At 71.4% G+C, this 15784-nt stretch carries 13 protein-coding genes; 4 read left to right on the top strand and 9 right to left on the bottom strand.

Annotated features, from left to right (window positions below):
• Position 1: 1 nt before the first annotated feature.
• From ACZ7LV_RS13435 to ACZ7LV_RS13395, 9 genes are all read right to left on the bottom strand, one after another.
• Positions 2-1207, bottom strand: a complete 1206-nt coding sequence (locus ACZ7LV_RS13435; protein WP_471938867.1) for a Gfo/Idh/MocA family protein — start codon at positions 1205-1207, stop codon at positions 2-4.
• 85 nt (positions 1208-1292) lie between these two features.
• Positions 1293-2333 (bottom strand): substrate-binding domain-containing protein, encoded by a 1041-nt coding sequence (locus tag ACZ7LV_RS13430; RefSeq protein ID WP_471938865.1) that lies wholly within the window; start codon positions 2331-2333, stop codon positions 1293-1295.
• A gap of 17 nt (positions 2334-2350) precedes the next feature.
• Positions 2351-3370 carry an ABC transporter permease gene (locus ACZ7LV_RS13425; RefSeq protein ID WP_471938863.1) on the bottom strand — a complete coding sequence of 340 codons (1020 nt, stop codon included), beginning with the start codon at positions 3368-3370 and terminating at the stop codon, positions 2351-2353.
• Complete coding sequence (locus ACZ7LV_RS13420) at positions 3367-4884, bottom strand: sugar ABC transporter ATP-binding protein (protein ID WP_471938861.1); 1518 nt, start codon at positions 4882-4884, stop codon at positions 3367-3369. Before ACZ7LV_RS13420 ends, ACZ7LV_RS13425 begins: the two co-directional genes overlap by 4 nt.
• Positions 4885-5032: 148 nt before the next feature.
• Positions 5033-6214 (bottom strand): ROK family transcriptional regulator, encoded by a 1182-nt coding sequence (locus tag ACZ7LV_RS13415; protein WP_471938859.1) that lies wholly within the window; start codon positions 6212-6214, stop codon positions 5033-5035.
• A 400-nt stretch (positions 6215-6614) separates the two neighbouring features.
• A complete protein-coding gene (locus ACZ7LV_RS13410; protein ID WP_401665911.1) occupies positions 6615-7292 on the bottom strand; it encodes a GntR family transcriptional regulator in 678 nt (225 codons plus the stop codon).
• 173 nt (positions 7293-7465) lie between these two features.
• A complete protein-coding gene (locus ACZ7LV_RS13405; RefSeq protein ID WP_471938856.1) occupies positions 7466-8404 on the bottom strand; it encodes a beta-ketoacyl-ACP synthase III in 939 nt (312 codons plus the stop codon).
• A gap of 164 nt (positions 8405-8568) precedes the next feature.
• Positions 8569-8703: an MFS transporter small subunit gene (locus tag ACZ7LV_RS13400; protein WP_401665905.1), complete on the bottom strand. Its 135-nt coding sequence runs from the start codon at positions 8701-8703 to the stop codon at positions 8569-8571.
• Complete coding sequence (locus tag ACZ7LV_RS13395) at positions 8672-10006, bottom strand: OFA family MFS transporter (RefSeq protein WP_471938854.1); 1335 nt, start codon at positions 10004-10006, stop codon at positions 8672-8674. The genes ACZ7LV_RS13400 and ACZ7LV_RS13395 overlap by 32 nt, the downstream gene beginning before the upstream one ends.
• A gap of 201 nt (positions 10007-10207) precedes the next feature.
• On the opposite strand from ACZ7LV_RS13395, the gene ACZ7LV_RS13390 reads away from it, so the two are divergent.
• From ACZ7LV_RS13390 to ACZ7LV_RS13375, 4 genes are read left to right on the top strand one after another with little or no spacing between them, the layout of a single operon-like run.
• Positions 10208-11179: a 2-dehydropantoate 2-reductase gene (locus ACZ7LV_RS13390; protein ID WP_471938852.1), complete on the top strand. Its 972-nt coding sequence runs from the start codon at positions 10208-10210 to the stop codon at positions 11177-11179.
• A complete protein-coding gene (locus tag ACZ7LV_RS13385) occupies positions 11176-13098 on the top strand; it encodes a molybdopterin oxidoreductase family protein (RefSeq protein WP_471938850.1) in 1923 nt (640 codons plus the stop codon). Before ACZ7LV_RS13390 ends, ACZ7LV_RS13385 begins: the two co-directional genes overlap by 4 nt.
• A 5-nt stretch (positions 13099-13103) precedes the next feature.
• Positions 13104-14921, top strand: a complete 1818-nt coding sequence (locus tag ACZ7LV_RS13380; RefSeq protein WP_471938848.1) for an NADH-ubiquinone oxidoreductase-F iron-sulfur binding region domain-containing protein — start codon at positions 13104-13106, stop codon at positions 14919-14921.
• The gene (locus ACZ7LV_RS13375) at positions 14918-15778 is read left to right on the top strand and encodes a 2Fe-2S iron-sulfur cluster-binding protein (protein ID WP_401665894.1); all 861 of its coding nucleotides are present in this window, start codon (positions 14918-14920) and stop codon (positions 15776-15778) included. The genes ACZ7LV_RS13380 and ACZ7LV_RS13375 overlap by 4 nt, the downstream gene beginning before the upstream one ends.
• Positions 15779-15784 lie beyond the last annotated feature (6 nt).

The raw sequence follows: 15784 nt of genomic DNA, 5'->3' as shown, positions 1-15784 counted from the left end.
CCTAGAGAGCGATCGGGGTGTAGACGGAGTTCTTCTCGGCACTCTCCTCGACCGCCGCGAGCACGCGCTGCACCTGCAGCCCGTCGGCGAAGGAGGGTTCGGGCAGGCGCCCCTCGGCGACCGCGTGGACCAGGTCCCGGGCCTGGTGGACGAAGGTGTGCTCGTAGCCGAGGCCGTGGCCCGGCGGCCACCAGGCGTCCAGGTAGGGGTGGTCGGGTTCGGTGACGAGGATGCGGCGGAAGCCGGCCCGGGTGTCGGGTTCGGTGCCGTCGTGGTACCAGAGCTCGTTGAGCCGCTCCAGGTCGAACGCGAGCGAGCCGCGCTCGCCGTTGAGTTCGAGGCGCAGGGCGTTCTTGCGGCCGGTGGCGTACCTGGTGGCCTCGAAGGAGGCCAGCGCGCCGGAGGCGAAGCGAGCGGTGAACAGGGCGGCGTCGTCGACGGTGACCTGCCCGGTCCCGTCGGCCGAGGCGGCGCCCAGACCACGGACGGCGCCGGCGAGCGGCCGTTCCCGTACGAAGGTCTCGGTGAGCGCCGACACGCCGGCCAGCTGCTCCCCCGCCAGGTACTGCGCCAGGTCGACGATGTGCGCGCCGAGGTCGCCGAGCGAGCCGGAGCCGGCCATCTCCTTGCGCAGCCGCCATGTCAGCGGGGCCTGCGGGTCGACCAGCCAGTCCTGGAGGTACGACACCCTGACGTGCCGCAGGGTACCGAGGCGGCCCTCGGCCACCATCTGCCGGGCGAGCGCGGTGGCGGGAAGCCGGCGGTAGTTGAAGCCGACCATGGCCAACTGGCCGCGTCCGTGGGCCTCCTCGGCGGCGGCCGTCATCGCCTCCGCCTCCTCGACGGTGTTCGCGAGGGGCTTCTCGCACAGGACGTGCTTGCCCGCGGCCAGCGCCGCGAGCGCGATCTCGGCGTGGCTGTCGCCGGGGGTGCAGATGTCGACCACGTCGACGTCGTCCCGGGCGATCAGCGCCCGCCAGTCGGTCTCGGCCGCCGCCCAGCCGTACCGGTCCGCCGCCGCGCGTACGGCCGTCTCGTCCCGCCCGCAGATGACGGCCAGCTCCGGCCGCAGGGGCAGGTCGAAGACGCGGCCCGCGGTGCGCCAGCCCTGGGAGTGGGCGGCGCCCATGAAGGCGTAGCCGACCATGCCGATGCGCAGCGGGGGCTTCGCGGCGTCGGCCCCTTCGGGCGCTTGCGGCTGTGCCATGGGGATGTCCTCCTCGTCGTCGTGGCGCGGTGGGGGGTTCGGGCCCGGCCCGCTCACTGGGGCCGGGCCCGTCAGGCGGGGCGCCTCACTTGAAGCCGGTGGACATGTACTGCTCGACGTTGATCTTGTCGACGACGGCCGAGTAGCAGGTGAGCGAGGCCGGGATCTCGAACTCGGCGAGGCCGCCGACTCCCTTGGCCTGGCCGAGGGCACGGGCCAGGTCGATGGCCGAGGCGGCCATCGACGGCGGGTAGAGGACCGTCGCCTTCAGCACGCCGTCGTCCGCCTCGATGGCCTGGAACGCGGAGAGCGCACCGGCGCCGCCGACCATCAGGAAGTCGTCGCGCCCGGCCTGCTCGATGGCGCGCAGCGCGCCCACGCCCTGGTCGTCGTCGTGGTTCCACAGCGCGTCGAACTTGGACTGGGCCTGGAGCAGCTGGGCCATCTTGGCCTGGCCGGACTCGACGGTGAACTCGGCGGCCTGGCGGGCCACCTTGCGGATGTTCGGGTAGTTCTTCAGCGCGTCGTCGAAGCCCTGGGTGCGCTGCTTGGTCAGCTCCAGGTTGTCCAGGCCCGCCAGTTCGATGACCCGGGCGCCGGACTTGTCCTTGAGCTTCTCGCCGATGTAGTGGCCGGCGTTCAGACCCATGCCGTAGTTGTCGCCGCCGATCCAGCAGCGGTACGCCTGCGGGGTGTTGAAGATGCGGTCCAGGTTGATCACCGGGATCCCGGCCCGCATGGCCTTGAGCCCGACCTGGGTGAGCGCCTTGCCGTCGGCGGGCAGGATGACCAGGACGTCGACCTTCTTGTTGATGAGGGTCTCGATCTGGCCGATCTGCGCGGCGGTGTCGTTGGAGCCCTCGGTGATCTCCAGCGTGACGTCCTGGTACTTCTCGGCGCGGCTCTTGGCGTTCTCGTTGATCGCGTTGAGCCAGCCGTGGTCGGCCTGCGGTCCGGCGAAGCCGATGGTGACCTGCTTGCCGGGCTTGTCGTCGGCGGCCGGCTGGTTGTCGGCGGCCCGCTCCTCCTCCTTGGGCTCGTTGCTGGTGCACCCGGCGAGGAGGGCACCGGCCGACACGGCGGCCGTCCCGAAGAGCAGTCCTCTGCGACTGGTGAGTTGCGACATGGCGGTGAACCCTTTCCTCAGGTCGTGCTCGCGGTACGGCGCTGGACCAGCACGGCGGCGACGATGATCGCGCCCTTGGCGATCTGCTGGACGTCGCTCTGCAGGTTGTTCAGGGCGAAGATGTTGGTGATCGTGGTGAAGATCAGGACGCCGAGCACGGAGCCGACGATGGTGCCGCGCCCTCCGCTGAGAAGCGTGCCGCCGATGATCGCGGCGGCGATGGCGTCGAGTTCGTAGAGGTTGCCGTTGGTGTTCTGACCGGATCCGGACAGGATGATCAGCAGGAACGCGGCGATGCCGCAGCACAGTCCGGAGAGCAGGTAGAGATACAGGCGCTGCCGGCGGACGTCGATGCCGGCCAGTCGTGCCGCCTCCGCGTTCCCGCCGACGGCGACCGAGCGGCGGCCGAAGGTGGTGCGGTTGAGCACCAGCCAGCCGATGATCGTGACGACCGCGAAGACGAGGACGAGCGGCGGGATACCGAGGACGTACGCGTCGCGCTCGCCCAGGTCGAGGATGCCGTCCACCGTGACGATCTGGGTGCTGCCGTCGGTGATCTGCAGCGCCAGTCCGCGGGCCGAGGCCAGCATGGCCAGGGTCGCGATGAACGGGACCATCCCGCCGTAGGCGATGAGCACTCCGTTCACCAGCCCGCAGCCCACGCCGACGAGCACCGCGGTGAACAGGATGCCGGCGAAACCGTACTCCTGGGTGGCGACGGTGGTGGCCCACACGGAGGCGAGGGCGACGATCGCGCCGACGGAGAGGTCGATGCCGCCGGAGATGATCACGAAGGTCATCCCGACCGTGACGACACCGATCACGGAGGCCTGGGTGAGGACCAGTTGCAGGTTGCGGGTGTCGAGGAACTGGTCCGGCTTGGTGATGCCGCCGATGATCACGAGCGCGGCGAGCACGCCGAGCAGCGACAGGGTGCGGACGTCGGCACGGAACAGCATGCCGCGCCAGGCGGGGGGTGGTACGGCCGTCGGCACCTTGTCGGCGCTGTCCCGCGGCGGGGAGACGGGCTGCGTCATGTCGCCGGGCTTCCTTCCATCACGAGGTCGAGTACGCGGTGTTCGTCCAGCTCACGGGCGGGGGCGGTGTGCACGACGCGCCCCTCCCGCAGCACCAGCACACGGTCGGCGAGGCCGAGCACCTCGGGCACCTCGCTGGAGACCAGCAGCACCCCGAGTCCCTCGTCGGCGAGGCGCCGCACGACCGCGTAGAGCTCGGCGCGGGCGCCGACATCGACGCCGCGGGTCGGCTCGTCGAGCAGCAGGACGCGGCAGCCGCGCAGCAGCCAGCGGGCCAGGACGGCCTTCTGCTGGTTGCCGCCGGACAGGGTGCGGACCGGCACCGAGGGGTTGTCGGGGCGCAGCGACAGCTCGCGGGTCGCCGCGCGCGCCGCGCCCAGTTCCGCGCCGCGGTCGATCCAGCCGCCCCGCGAGAAGCGGGACATGGAGGAGACCGAGACGTTGCGGGTGACCGACTCCAGCATCAGCAGCGCCTGCGCCTTGCGCTCCTCGGGAGCGAGCCCGAGTCCGGCGCGGACGGCGGCCCGTACGCTGCCGGACTTCAACGGCTGTCCCTCGACGAGGACGTGACCGGCGGTGGGCCTGCGGGCGCCGTAGATGGTCTCCAGGATCTCGGAGCGGCCGGAGCCCACGAGTCCCGCGAGGCCGACGATCTCACCGGGGCGCACGGTCAGGTCGAAGGCCTCGAACTCACCGGTGCGCGCCAGTCCCCGCACCTCCAGCAGCGGTTCCCCCTGGGCCGGCGCGGCCGGCCGCTCGGGGAAGACGTACTCGACGTTGCGGCCGGTCATCAGCGCCACGACCTCACGCGTCGGCGTCGACTTCGCGGGCAGCCCGCCCGCCACGGCCCGGCCGTCCTTGAGCACGGTCACCCGGTCGCCGATCCGGCGGATCTCCTCCAGGCGGTGCGAGATGTAGACGACGGCGACGCCGTCGGCGGTGAGGTCGCCGACGATCCGGAAGAGGTTGTCGACCTCGTCGGGGTCGAGCGCGGCGGACGGTTCGTCCATCACGATCAGCCGGACGTCGTGGGAGAGCGCGCGGGCCATGGAGACGATCTGCTGCTGGGCGGCGGACAGTTCACCGACGAGCCGGGCCGGATCGATCTCCGGGTGCCCGAGCCGCTTGAGCAACTGGGCCGTCGCCGCCTTGGCCGTCCCGCGCCGTACGACGAACCCGGCGGCCGTGGGTTCGTGGCCGAGGTGGACGTTCTCGGCGACCGACAGATGCTCCACCAGGTCGAGTTCCTGGTAGATGGTGGCGATGCCCAGGCGCATGGCGGCGATGGGCGAACGCAGGGTGACGTCCTCGCCGCGCCAGCGGATGGTGCCGGTGTCGGGCTGATGGGCGCCGGCCAGCACCTTGATCAGGGTGGACTTGCCGGCGCCGTTCTGGCCGAGCAGGCAGTGCACTTCACCGGCCTGGACGTCGAGATCGACGCCGTCCAGGGCGCGGACGCCGGGGAACGACTTGGTGATGCCGGACATGCTGAGCAGGGGTGGTTCTGGGGCCATGTGGGTTCCCCTTGGCAGGCGTGCGGGCCGGTTTCAGGGCAGGGCGGAGCAGGGTAGGGCGGTGCGGTGGGCGGTACGGGGTGGTGCGCTCTTCCGGTGGTGCGCGGTGCGGGTGGTGCGCGGTGCGGGTGGTGCGCGCGGCAGGTGCCTACGCGGGTGAGAAGAGGTGGTCGCTGATCAGCCGGGCCGCGCCGATGACACCGGCGGTGGGGCCCAGCTCCCCGAGGACGATGGGCAGATTGCCGGTCGCCAGCGGCAGCGACTGGCGGTAGACCTGGGTGCGGATCGCGGCGAGCAGGGTGTGGCCGAGGCCGGTCACCCCACCGCCGATCACCACGAGGCCGGGGTTGAAGAAGCTGACCAGGCCGGCGATGACCTGGCCGGTGCGGTTTCCGCCCTCACGGATCAGTTCGAGGGCGGTGGCGTCTCCCGCGGCGGCGGCGGTGGCGACATCGACGGCGGTGAGCATGCCGTTCGCCTCCAGCAGTGCCGCGAGTTCGGCCGAGTCTCCTTGCTGGGCCGCCTCCAGCGCGTCGCGGGCCAGTGCCGCGCCGCTGAAGTGGGCCTCCAGGCAGCCGCGGTTGCCGCAGGCGCACGGACGTCCGTCGGGCACGGCCTGGATGTGCCCGATGTCGCCCGCGGAGCCCGTGGTCCCGCGGTGTACGGCACCGCCGACGACGATGCCGCAGCCGATACCGGTGCCGATCTTGACGCAGAGGAAGTCGCCCACCGAGCGTGCGACGCCCGCGTGCATCTCCCCCATCGCCATCAGGTTCACGTCGTTGTCGACCATGACCGGGCAGCCGAGTTCCTGGCTGAGTGCCTCCCGCACGGGGAAGCCGTCCCAGCCCGGCATGATCGGCGGTGCCACGGGCACGCCCTCGGGGAAGCGGACCGGGCCCGGGACGCCGATGCCGGCGCCGTCGAAACCCTCCGCGAGCCCGGAGGCCCGCAGCTTGGCCGCCATGGCGAGGACCTGCTCGAAGACCGCGACGGGTCCCTCGCGTACCTCCATCGGCTGGGTGATGTGGCCCAGGATCTCCAGCTCCGCGTTGGTGACCGCGACGTCTATGGAGGTCGCGCCGATGTCGACGCCGAGGAAGCGCAGGCCTGGTGCGAGCCGGATGTTGTGCGAGCGGCGGCCGCCGCGCGAGGCGGCGAGTCCGTCGGCGACGATCAGGCCCGTCTCCAGCAGCCGGTCGACCTCGACGGCCAGCTTGGACCGCGAGAGGTCGACCTGATCGCCCAGCTGGGCCCGGGAGTTGGGCCCGCCGTCGCGCAGCAGCTTCAGCAGTCTGGCCTGGTGGGCGTTCGCGGGTCGTGCGGTCATGCGTCTCACGAGCCCCTCCCCGCCTCGAATCGGCCATCGCTGTCCGGCTTTCGAGGGGGAACGTAGCAGTGGCAGCCGGGACTGGGAAGAAGGTGCGCACGAATTGCTGCGGACTTTCTCCACTCACAGGACAAAGATGGGGACGAGTGTGCCCGGGCGAGGCCGGGGCCAGGCTTACGCGCAGTGATCAGAAGGCAGGCCGGGGCCGGGGGTGCGGCCGCACGCAGGACCGCACGCGGCACTCACCCGGCCACCCCCGTGACGGGGCGCAGGGGACCGAGTCGACCAGGGCCTGGCGCGGCTCCGGGACCTGTCGCGAACGTGGCGTCTGCCGCCCGGCGCACGCACCCGGCACCGCGCTGCCGCCCCCCGGACGACGACGCCGCTCCCGCGACAGGCGCTAGCCGCGGGGGCGGTCGTGGTACGACTTGCGGGTGTGCTCGGTGTGCGCGCGCATGACGGTCGTCGCGCGCTGCTCGTCACGCGCGGTGATCGCGGCGATCAGCTCGCGGTGCTCGATCCAGGACTGCTTTCCGCGCTGCCGGGCGACCGGCGTGTAGTACCAGCGGACCCGCCGGTCGACCTGGGCGGCCAGTTCGGCGAGGACCGCGTTGCCCGCCAGCTCCATGACCTTCGCGTGGAAGCGCGCGTTGAGCGCGACCGCGCCGTCCACGTCGTCGGCGGCGACCGCGCGCTCGCCCTCCGCGCACAGCTCCTCCAGGACGGCCACGCCCGCCTTGCCCGCGTTGGCCGCGGCGAGCCGGGCGGCCTCGGCCTCCAGCAGCGTGCGCACGGTCAGCAGCTGGTCGGCCTCCGCCTCGGTCGGCTCGTGCACGAACGCGCCCTGCGCCGGGCGCAGATCGACCCACCCCTCGGTGTTCAGCCGCTGCAGCGCCTCGCGCACCGGCTGCCGGGAGACGCCGAGGTGCCCGGCGAGTTCGCTCTCGACCAGGTGCTGGCCGGGCTGGAGGGCGCGGGTGGTGATGAGTTCGAGCAACGCCTCGTAGACGCGGTCGCGCAGTGGGCCGGGACGTTCGAGCTTGGGCACCGCACCCTGCGGCAGTCCTGTCGACAACATCGGTCCCCTCCTGGCTGGGCCGTGCACAGCAGATGACGACGCCGGGGCAATCCCCGAAGCCGTAAAGCCCTGGGAAAGAGAGTATCAATTGCCTTTTGTCTACAGTCTACGGCGCACAATGACCAGCGGCAGCGGTAGTTGGCCTCGTCACACTCCGGTCCGCTCCGGCGCGCTCAGGGACAGCGCACGACCTGCCCCGCGTACGACAGGTTCCCCCCGAACCCGAACAGCAGCACCGGGTCGCCGCTCGAAATCGCCCCGCGCTCCACCAGCTTGGACAGGGCGAGCGGGATGCTGGCCGCGGAGGTGTTCCCGGACTCGCAGACGTCGCGCGCGACGACGGCGTTGACGGCGCCCAGCTTCTCGGCGAGCGGCTCGATGATGCGCAGGTTGGCCTGGTGCAGCACCACCGCGGCCAGGTCCGCCGGCGCGTACCCGGCCCGCTCGCAGGCCTGCCGGGCGAGCGGCGGCAGTTGGGTGGTCGCCCAGCGGTAGACGCTCTGCCCCTCCTGCGCGAACCGCGCGGGCTCGCCCTCGATCCGCACCGCGTGCCCCATCTCCGGCACCGAGCCCCAGAGCACCGGCCCCACGCCCGGTTCCGCCGAGGCCTCCACGACGGCGGCCCCGGCCCCGTCGCCGACGAGCACGCACGTGGAGCGGTCGGTCCAGTCGGTGACGTCGGACATCTTGTCGGCGCCGATCACGAGCGCCCGGGTGGCGGCACCCGCCCGCACGGTGTGGTCGGCGGTGGCGAGGGCGTGGGTGAAGCCGGCGCACACCACGTTGACGTCCATCGCGGCGGGCCTCGGGACGCCGAGCCGGGCCGCGACCCGCGCGGCCATGTTCGGGGAGCGGTCGACGGCGGTCGAGGTGGCGACGAGGACGAGGTCGATGTCCTGGGGGGCCAGCCCGGCCGATGCGAGCGCCTTGGCGGCGGCGTGCGCGGCGAGCTCGTCCACCGGCTCGTCGGGGCCGGCGATGTGCCGGGTGCGGATGCCGACCCGGCTGGTGATCCATGCGTCGCTGGTGTCGACCATGCCCGCCAGGTCCTCGTTGGTGAGCACCCTGGCGGGCTGGTAGTGGCCGACGGCGGCGATGCGCGAGCCGTTCATGGGGGGTCCCCTCGTTGCTGCGGGATGCGGGACCCACCAGTCTGGTCAGCGACTCACGAGTAACGGTGCAGGCGAAGGCACAGGAATGAGAACGTCGGCTTGTCGGTTTCCCGCAGGGCCTCGAACGTCCGGCCAGGTGGTTCGCTCAGCAGATCCAGACAACTTCATCCTGTGAACAGTTGTGTGGCCTTCCTGACGAGTTCGTACAGACCGTAGGCGAGCGGTGCGCCCACCCACAGCCAGGCGACCGCGATCAGCGGGCGCCGGTCAGGCGGACTCTGGCTGGTGTCGTCCGGCATCGACGGCCTCCTGACGGGGTGCGGGGATGTGGTGGCGGGGGTGGACGGGGCGGACGAGCTCGTTGGCGACGAAGCCGACGGCCAGCAGCCCGATCATGATCATGAACGACAGTCCGTACAGGGACGCGCCGTGCCTGCCGGCCTCCTCCTGCCGGTCGGCGATCCAGTTGACGATCAGCGGTCCGAGCACACCGGCGGTGGACCAGGCGGTGAGCAGCCGGCCGTGGATCGCGCCGACCTGGTAGGTGCCGAAGAGGTCCTTCAGATAGGCGGGAATCGTCGCGAAGCCACCACCGTAGAAGGAGAGGATCACCAGCGCGCACAGGATGAACAGCGGCTTGGACGAGTCCCCGAACAGCGCGATCAGCAGGTACATCAGCCCGCCGACGCCCAGGTAGACGCGGTAGATGTTCTTGCGTCCGATCAGGTCGGACGTCGACGACCAGGCGATGCGGCCCGCCATGTTCGCCGCCGAGAGCAGCGCGACGAAGCCGGCGGCGGCTGTCACCGACACCGGGGTGGCGGTGTCCGCGAAGAAGTCCGTGATCATCGGCGCGGCCTTCTCCAGGATGCCGATGCCGGCGGTCACGTTCATGCAGAGCACGACCCACAGGCACCAGAACTGCGGGGTGCGCACGGCGTTCTTCGCCGACACCTGGACGCCCTCGGTCACGGCCGGACCGGACGCCACCGGCCGCTCGGTCCGCGGCACCCGCACGAGCATCACGCCGAGCAGCATGAACACGGCGTACGTCAGCCCGTGCACCAGGAAGGCGAGCGCGATCCCGGAGCTGTCGGAGCCGAAGGACTCCAGCATCTGCGCGGACCACGGGGAGGCGATCAGCGCGCCGCCGCCGAAGCCCATGATGGCGATGCCCGTGGCCATGCCGGGCCGGTCGGGGAACCACTTGATCAGCGTGGAGACGGGTGAGATGTAGCCGATGCCGAGGCCGATCCCGCCGACGAAGCCGTAGCCGAGGACGATCAGCCAGTACTGCTCCGTGGCCGCGCCGAGCGCCGACAGCAGGAAGCCGGAGGAGAAGCAGACCAGCGCCACGGTCATCGCCCAGCGCGGCCCGTTGCGCTCCACGAGCGTGCCGCCGAACGCGGCCGACAGGCCGAGCATGACGATGCCCAGCTGGAAGGGCAGGGCGCTCTGGGTGCCGCTGAGGCCGAGCGCGGATTCGAGGGGCGGCTTGAACACGCTCCAGGCGTAGGCCTGCCCGATGGAGAGATGGACGGAGAGCGCGGCGGGCGGGACCAGCCAGCGGCTCCATCCCGGGGGTGCGACGGGGGGACTCATGGATCCCGGACGCTAGGAAGGATCAAGGGGGTTGGGAAGACGCGGAGTCGACCGTATGCGGTGAGCGGTATCCAACCTGCGCCGAACGGTCATCGCCCGGACCCTTGTCGACCCAACCTCCATACTGTAGACAATATTTCGTCGACATAAGCCGTCCCCGGCCATCTCCGCGGTATCCCTCAAACCGAACGGAGTGTTCTTGTGAAAGTCGCAGTCCTCGGCGCCGGAGCAATCGGCGCCTACGTCGGTGCCGCGCTCCATCGCGCGGGCGCCGACGTGCATCTCATCGCCCGTGGACCGCATCTCGCGGCCATGAGGCAGCACGGAGTGCGGGTGCTGAGCCCGCGCGGTGACTTCACCGCGCACGCCCACGCCACCGACGACCCGGCCGAAGTCGGCCCGGTCGACTACGTCTTCCTGGGCCTGAAGGCCAACTCGTACGCGGCGTGCGGGCCGCTGATCGAGCCACTGCTGCACGACACCACGGCGGTGATCGCCGCCCAGAACGGCATCCCCTGGTGGTACTTCCACCGCCACGGCGGCCCCCACGACGGCCACCGCGTCGAGAGCGTGGACCCCGGCGGCTCGGTCAGCGCGGTGCTCGCGCCCGAACGGGCCATCGGCTGCGTGGTGTACGCGGCCACCGAACTGGAGGGGCCGGGCGTCGTCCGGCATCTGGAGGGCACCAGGTTCTCCATCGGCGAGCCCGACCGCAGCGTGTCCGGGCGGTGCTCCGCCTTCAGCGACGCCATGCTGGCCGGCGGACTGAAGTGCCCCGTCGAACCGGACCTGCGCAACGACATCTGGCTGAAGCTGCTCGGCAACATCTCCTTCAACCCGATCAGCGCGCTCGCCCGGGCCACCATGCGCCAGATGTGCCTGCACGGCGGCACCCGTCGGGTCATCGAGATCATGATGACCGAGACGCTCGCCGTCGCCGAGGCCCTCGGCTGCGAGGTCGGCGTCTCCATCGAACGCCGCCTCGCGGGCGCCGAGAAGGTGGGCGACCACCGCACGTCCACGCTCCAGGACCTGGAGCGCGGCAAACCGCTCGAACTCGACGTGCTGCTCGCCGCGGTCGTCGAGCTGGCGGAGATCACCGGCGTCGACGTGCCCACCCTGCGCACGGTGCACGCCATCTCGGACCTGCTCGCGCTGAGGAGCGCCGCATGAGGAAACGCCAGTCCCCGAAGACCTACACCCGGCTCACGCACCCCCTCGTCAGGGACTCGCGCGACGCCCCCTTCCGCCCGGCCACCTGGGACGAGGCGCTCGACCGCGCCGCACGCGGACTGCGCGCGGCGCAGGGCGCGTTCGGCATGTTCTCCTGCGCCCGCGCGACGAACGAGATGAACTACGTCGCCCAGAAGTTCGCCCGGGTCGTCATGGGCACCAACAACGTCGACTCCTGCAACCGCACCTGCCACGCCCCCAGCGTCGCGGGCCTGTCCGCCGCCTTCGGCTCCGGCGGGGGGACGTCGTCGTACGAGGAGATCGAGCACACCGACGTCATCGTGATGTGGGGCTCCAACGCCCGCTACGCGCACCCGATCTTCTTCCAGCACGTCCTGCGGGGCATCCGCAACGGGGCGCGCATGCACGCCGTCGACCCGCGCCGCACCTCCACCGCCGAGTGGGCGGAGAGCTGGCTCGGGCTGAACGTCGGCACCGACATCCCGATGGCGCACGCGATCGGCCGCGAGATCATCCACGCCGGGCTCGCCAACGAGGCGTTCATCGAGCGGGCGACCAGCGGCTTCGAGGAGTACAAGGCACTCGTCGAGCCGTGGACGCTGTCGCTCGCCGAGAAGGTGACGGGCGTACCGGCGCAGGCGATCCGCGAGCTGGCGCACGCCTACGCCCGTGCCGAGCGCGCCCAGCTGTGCTGGACCCTGGGCATCACCGAGCACCACAACGGCACCGACAACGTCCGCGCGCTCATCAACCTGTCCCTGCTCACCGGCCACGTCGGCCGCTACGGCTCCGGGCTCCAGCCGCTGCGCGGCCAGAACAACGTGCAGGGCGGCGGCGACATGGGCGCGATCCCCAACCGCCTGCCCGGCTTCCAGGACATCCTCGACCCCGACACCCGGCTGAAGTTCGAGACCGCCTGGGACACCGTCATCCAGCCGCACTACGGACTGAACCTCACGGAGATGTTCGAGGCGATGGAGGAGGGCACGCTCAAGGCCGTCTACTGCATCGGCGAGAACCCGGCGCAGTCCGAGGCGGACAGCGGACAGGCGGTACGCCGCCTGCAGGAACTGGACTTCCTGGTCGTGCAGGACATCTTCCTGACGAAGACCGCCGAGCTCGCCGACGTCGTGCTGCCCGCGACCGCCGGGTGGGCCGAGACCGACGGCACCACGACCAACAGCGAACGCCGCGTCCAGCGGGTGCGCCGGGCCGTCACGCCGCCCGGCGAGGCGCGCGAGGACATCGACATCATCTGCGATCTGGCCGCGCGCCTGGGCCACGACTGGAAGTACGCCGACGCCGAGGCGGTCTGGAACGAGCTGCGCTCGGTCTCGCCGGACCACTACGGGATGACGTACGACCGCCTGGCGGAGCACCAGGGCATCCAGTGGCCGTGCCCGAGCACCGACGGGATCGAACCCAGCTATCTGCACGGCCGGTTGTGGGACGCGGACCCGGCCAGGCGGGGCCGCCTCGCGCCCTTCGGGCTGGTCCAGCACGATCCGCCGGTCGACCTCACCGACGACCGGTTCCCGATCCGGCTCACCACCGGACGCCGGCTCGACTCCTACAACACCGGCGTGCAGAGCGGGAGTTTCGCCTCCCCGCTGCGGCGCGGCGAGTACGTCGAGCTGTGCCCGGAGGACGCCGAGCGGTACGGGGTCGTCGTGGGCGAGGAGGTCCAGATCTCCTCGCGGCGCGGCGCGGTGGTCGCCCCGGTGTGGATCGACCCGGCGCTGCGGCCCGGCCTCGCCTTCATGACCATGCACTTTCCCGACGAGGTGGACACCAACCAGCTGACGATCGAGGCGAACTGCCCGATCGCGGGGACGGCGGAGTTCAAGGCGTCGGCGATCCGGATCGACAAGCTTCCTGTCGCGACCATCGTGAGGTGACGTAAGTGGACCTGCACTTCGGTGACAGCAAACCGACGGACGACGAACGGGCGGCCGTCGACGCCCTGCTCGGTCCGCCCGAGTCCTCGTGGGAGGGGGCCGACCGCTCCGACGCCGACCTGCGGTGGGCGCGGGGCGGCCGGGAGGCACGCGACCGCCGCGACCTGCTGTTGCCGGGGCTGCACGCGATCAACGACCGGATCGGCTGGATCAGCGACGGCGCCCTGGACTACCTGTGCCGGCGGCTGACGGTGCCGCCGGCGGAGGCGTACGGGGTGGCCACCTTCTACGCGATGTTCTCGGTGAAGCCGCGTCCGGCGACCGTGCTGCACGTCTGCACGGACCTCGCCTGCGCGGCCGCCGGAGCGCAGGAGCTGTGCGCCGGGATCGAGGCCCGCCTCGGTCCCGGCGTCCACCTCGAGCGCTCCCCGTGCCTCGGCCTGTGCGAACGCGCCCCGGCCGCGCTCGCCGTCAAGGCCGGCGAGCCGGTCCGTACGGCGGTGTCCGCGCCGGCGACCGTCGACGCGGCCGTCCTCGCCGCGACCTCGCCCGACGCGGCGTCGCAGGAGCCGCCGGCCGCGCTGGCCGTGCCGCAGGCCGGATCACCCGATCTGGTGCTGCTGCGGCGGATCGGCGTGGTGGACCCCGCCTCGCTCGACGACTACCGCGCCCACGGCGGCTACGCCGCCCTGCGGCGCGCCTTCGAACTCGGACCCGCCGGAGTGATCCGCGAGGTCACCGACTCGGGCCTGGTCGGACGCGGCGGCGCCGCCTTCCCCACCGGCCGCAAATGGCAGGCCACGGCGTCCCAGCCGGACCACCCGCACTACGTCGTCTGCAACGCCGACGAGTCCGAGCCGGGCACCTTCAAGGACCGGGTGCTCATGGAGGGCGACCCGTACGCGCTGGTGGAGGCGATGACCATCGCCGGGTACGCCACCGGCGCCCACCACGGCTACCTCTACCTGCGCGGCGAGTACCCGCGCGCCCTGCACCGGCTGGAGCACGCCCTCGCCCAGGCACGCGCGCGCGGTCTGCTGGGCGAGGACGTCCTGGGCCAGGGATACGCCTTCGACATCGAGATCCGGCGGGGCGCGGGCGCGTACATCTGCGGCGAGGAGACGGCCCTGTTCAACTCGATCGAGGGCTACCGGGGCGAGCCGCGCTCGAAGCCGCCCTTCCCGGTGGAGAAGGGCCTGTTCGGCAAGCCCACCGTGGAGAACAACGTCGAGACGCTGGTCAACGTCCTGCCGATCCTGACGATGGGTGCCCCGGCGTACGCGGCCATCGGCACGCAGGCCTCCACCGGCCCGAAGCTGTTCTGCGTGTCGGGCAGCGTGGCGCGGCCCGGGATCTACGAGCTGCCGTTCGGCGCGACGCTGGGCGAGCTGCTGGAGCTGGCGGGTGTGCGCGGCGGGCTGCGCGCGATCCTGCTCGGTGGCGCGGCGGGCGGCTTCGTGCGGCCCGACGAGACGCACATCCCGCTCACCTTCGAAGGCACCCGTGAGGCCGGCACCACGCTCGGCTCGGGTGTCGTGATGGCCTTCGACGACACGGTGCCGCTGCCCCGGCTGCTGCTGCGCATCGCCGAGTTCTTCCGCGACGAGTCGTGCGGGCAGTGCGTGCCGTGCCGGGTCGGCACCGTGCGGCAGGAGGAGGCGCTGCACCGGATCGCGGAGCGCACCGGAGCCGCCGCCGCGGGCGACATCGCCCTGCTCAGAGAGGTCGGCCGCGCGATGCGGGACGCCTCGATCTGCGGTCTGGGACAGACCGCCTGGAACGCCGTGGAATCCGCCATCGACCGTCTGGGGGCATACGAATGACCGCGATACCACTGGGTGTGCCGCGCCGGCTGGTCGAGTTCACCGTCGACGGGCAGGAGGCCAGGGTCCCGGAGGGCTCGACCGTCCTGGACGCATGCCGGGCGGCCGGGAAGGACATCCCCACCCTGTGTCAGGGCGACACGCTGACGCCCAAGAACGCCTGCCGGGTCTGCATGGTCGAGGTCGAGGGCTCCCGGACCCTCGTACCGGCCTGCTCGCGCAAGGCGGAGCCCGGTATGACGGTCCACACGGACACCGAGCGCGCCCGGCACAGCCGCAAGATCGTCCTGGAGCTCCTCGCCTCCTCGGTCGACCTGTCGACCACACCCGAGGTGGCGGGGTGGCTGAAGGAGTACGAGGCGAAGCCGGACCGCTTCGGCCCGGACGCCGCCCGCCTCGACGAGGAACCCCGGATCGACAACGACCTGTACGTCCGTGACTACGACAAGTGCATCCTCTGCTACAAGTGCGTCGACGCCTGTGGCGACCAGTGGCAGAACACCTTCGCGATCTCCGTCGTGGGCCGCGGTTTCGACGCCCGGATCGCGGTCGAGCACGACGGCCCGCTCACCGATTCGGCGTGCGTGTACTGCGGGAACTGCATCGAGGTCTGCCCGACGGGGGCGCTGTCGTTCAAGTCCGAGTTCGACATGCGCGCGGCGGGTACGTGGGACGAGTCGCAGCAGACGGAGACGACGACGGTCTGCGCCTACTGCGGAGTGGGCTGCAACCTCACGCTCCATGTGCAGGACAATGAGATCGTCAAGGTCACCTCGCCGCACGACAACCCGGTGACCCACGGCAACCTCTGCATCAAGGGCCGTTTCGGCTACCAGCACGTACAGAACCGGGGCTGATCAGGA

The organism is Streptomyces sp. NPDC107562, from assembly GCF_055657325.1.
Note: the sequence above shows the minus strand (reverse complement) of the source record. Positions and strands in the feature narration are given on the sequence as shown.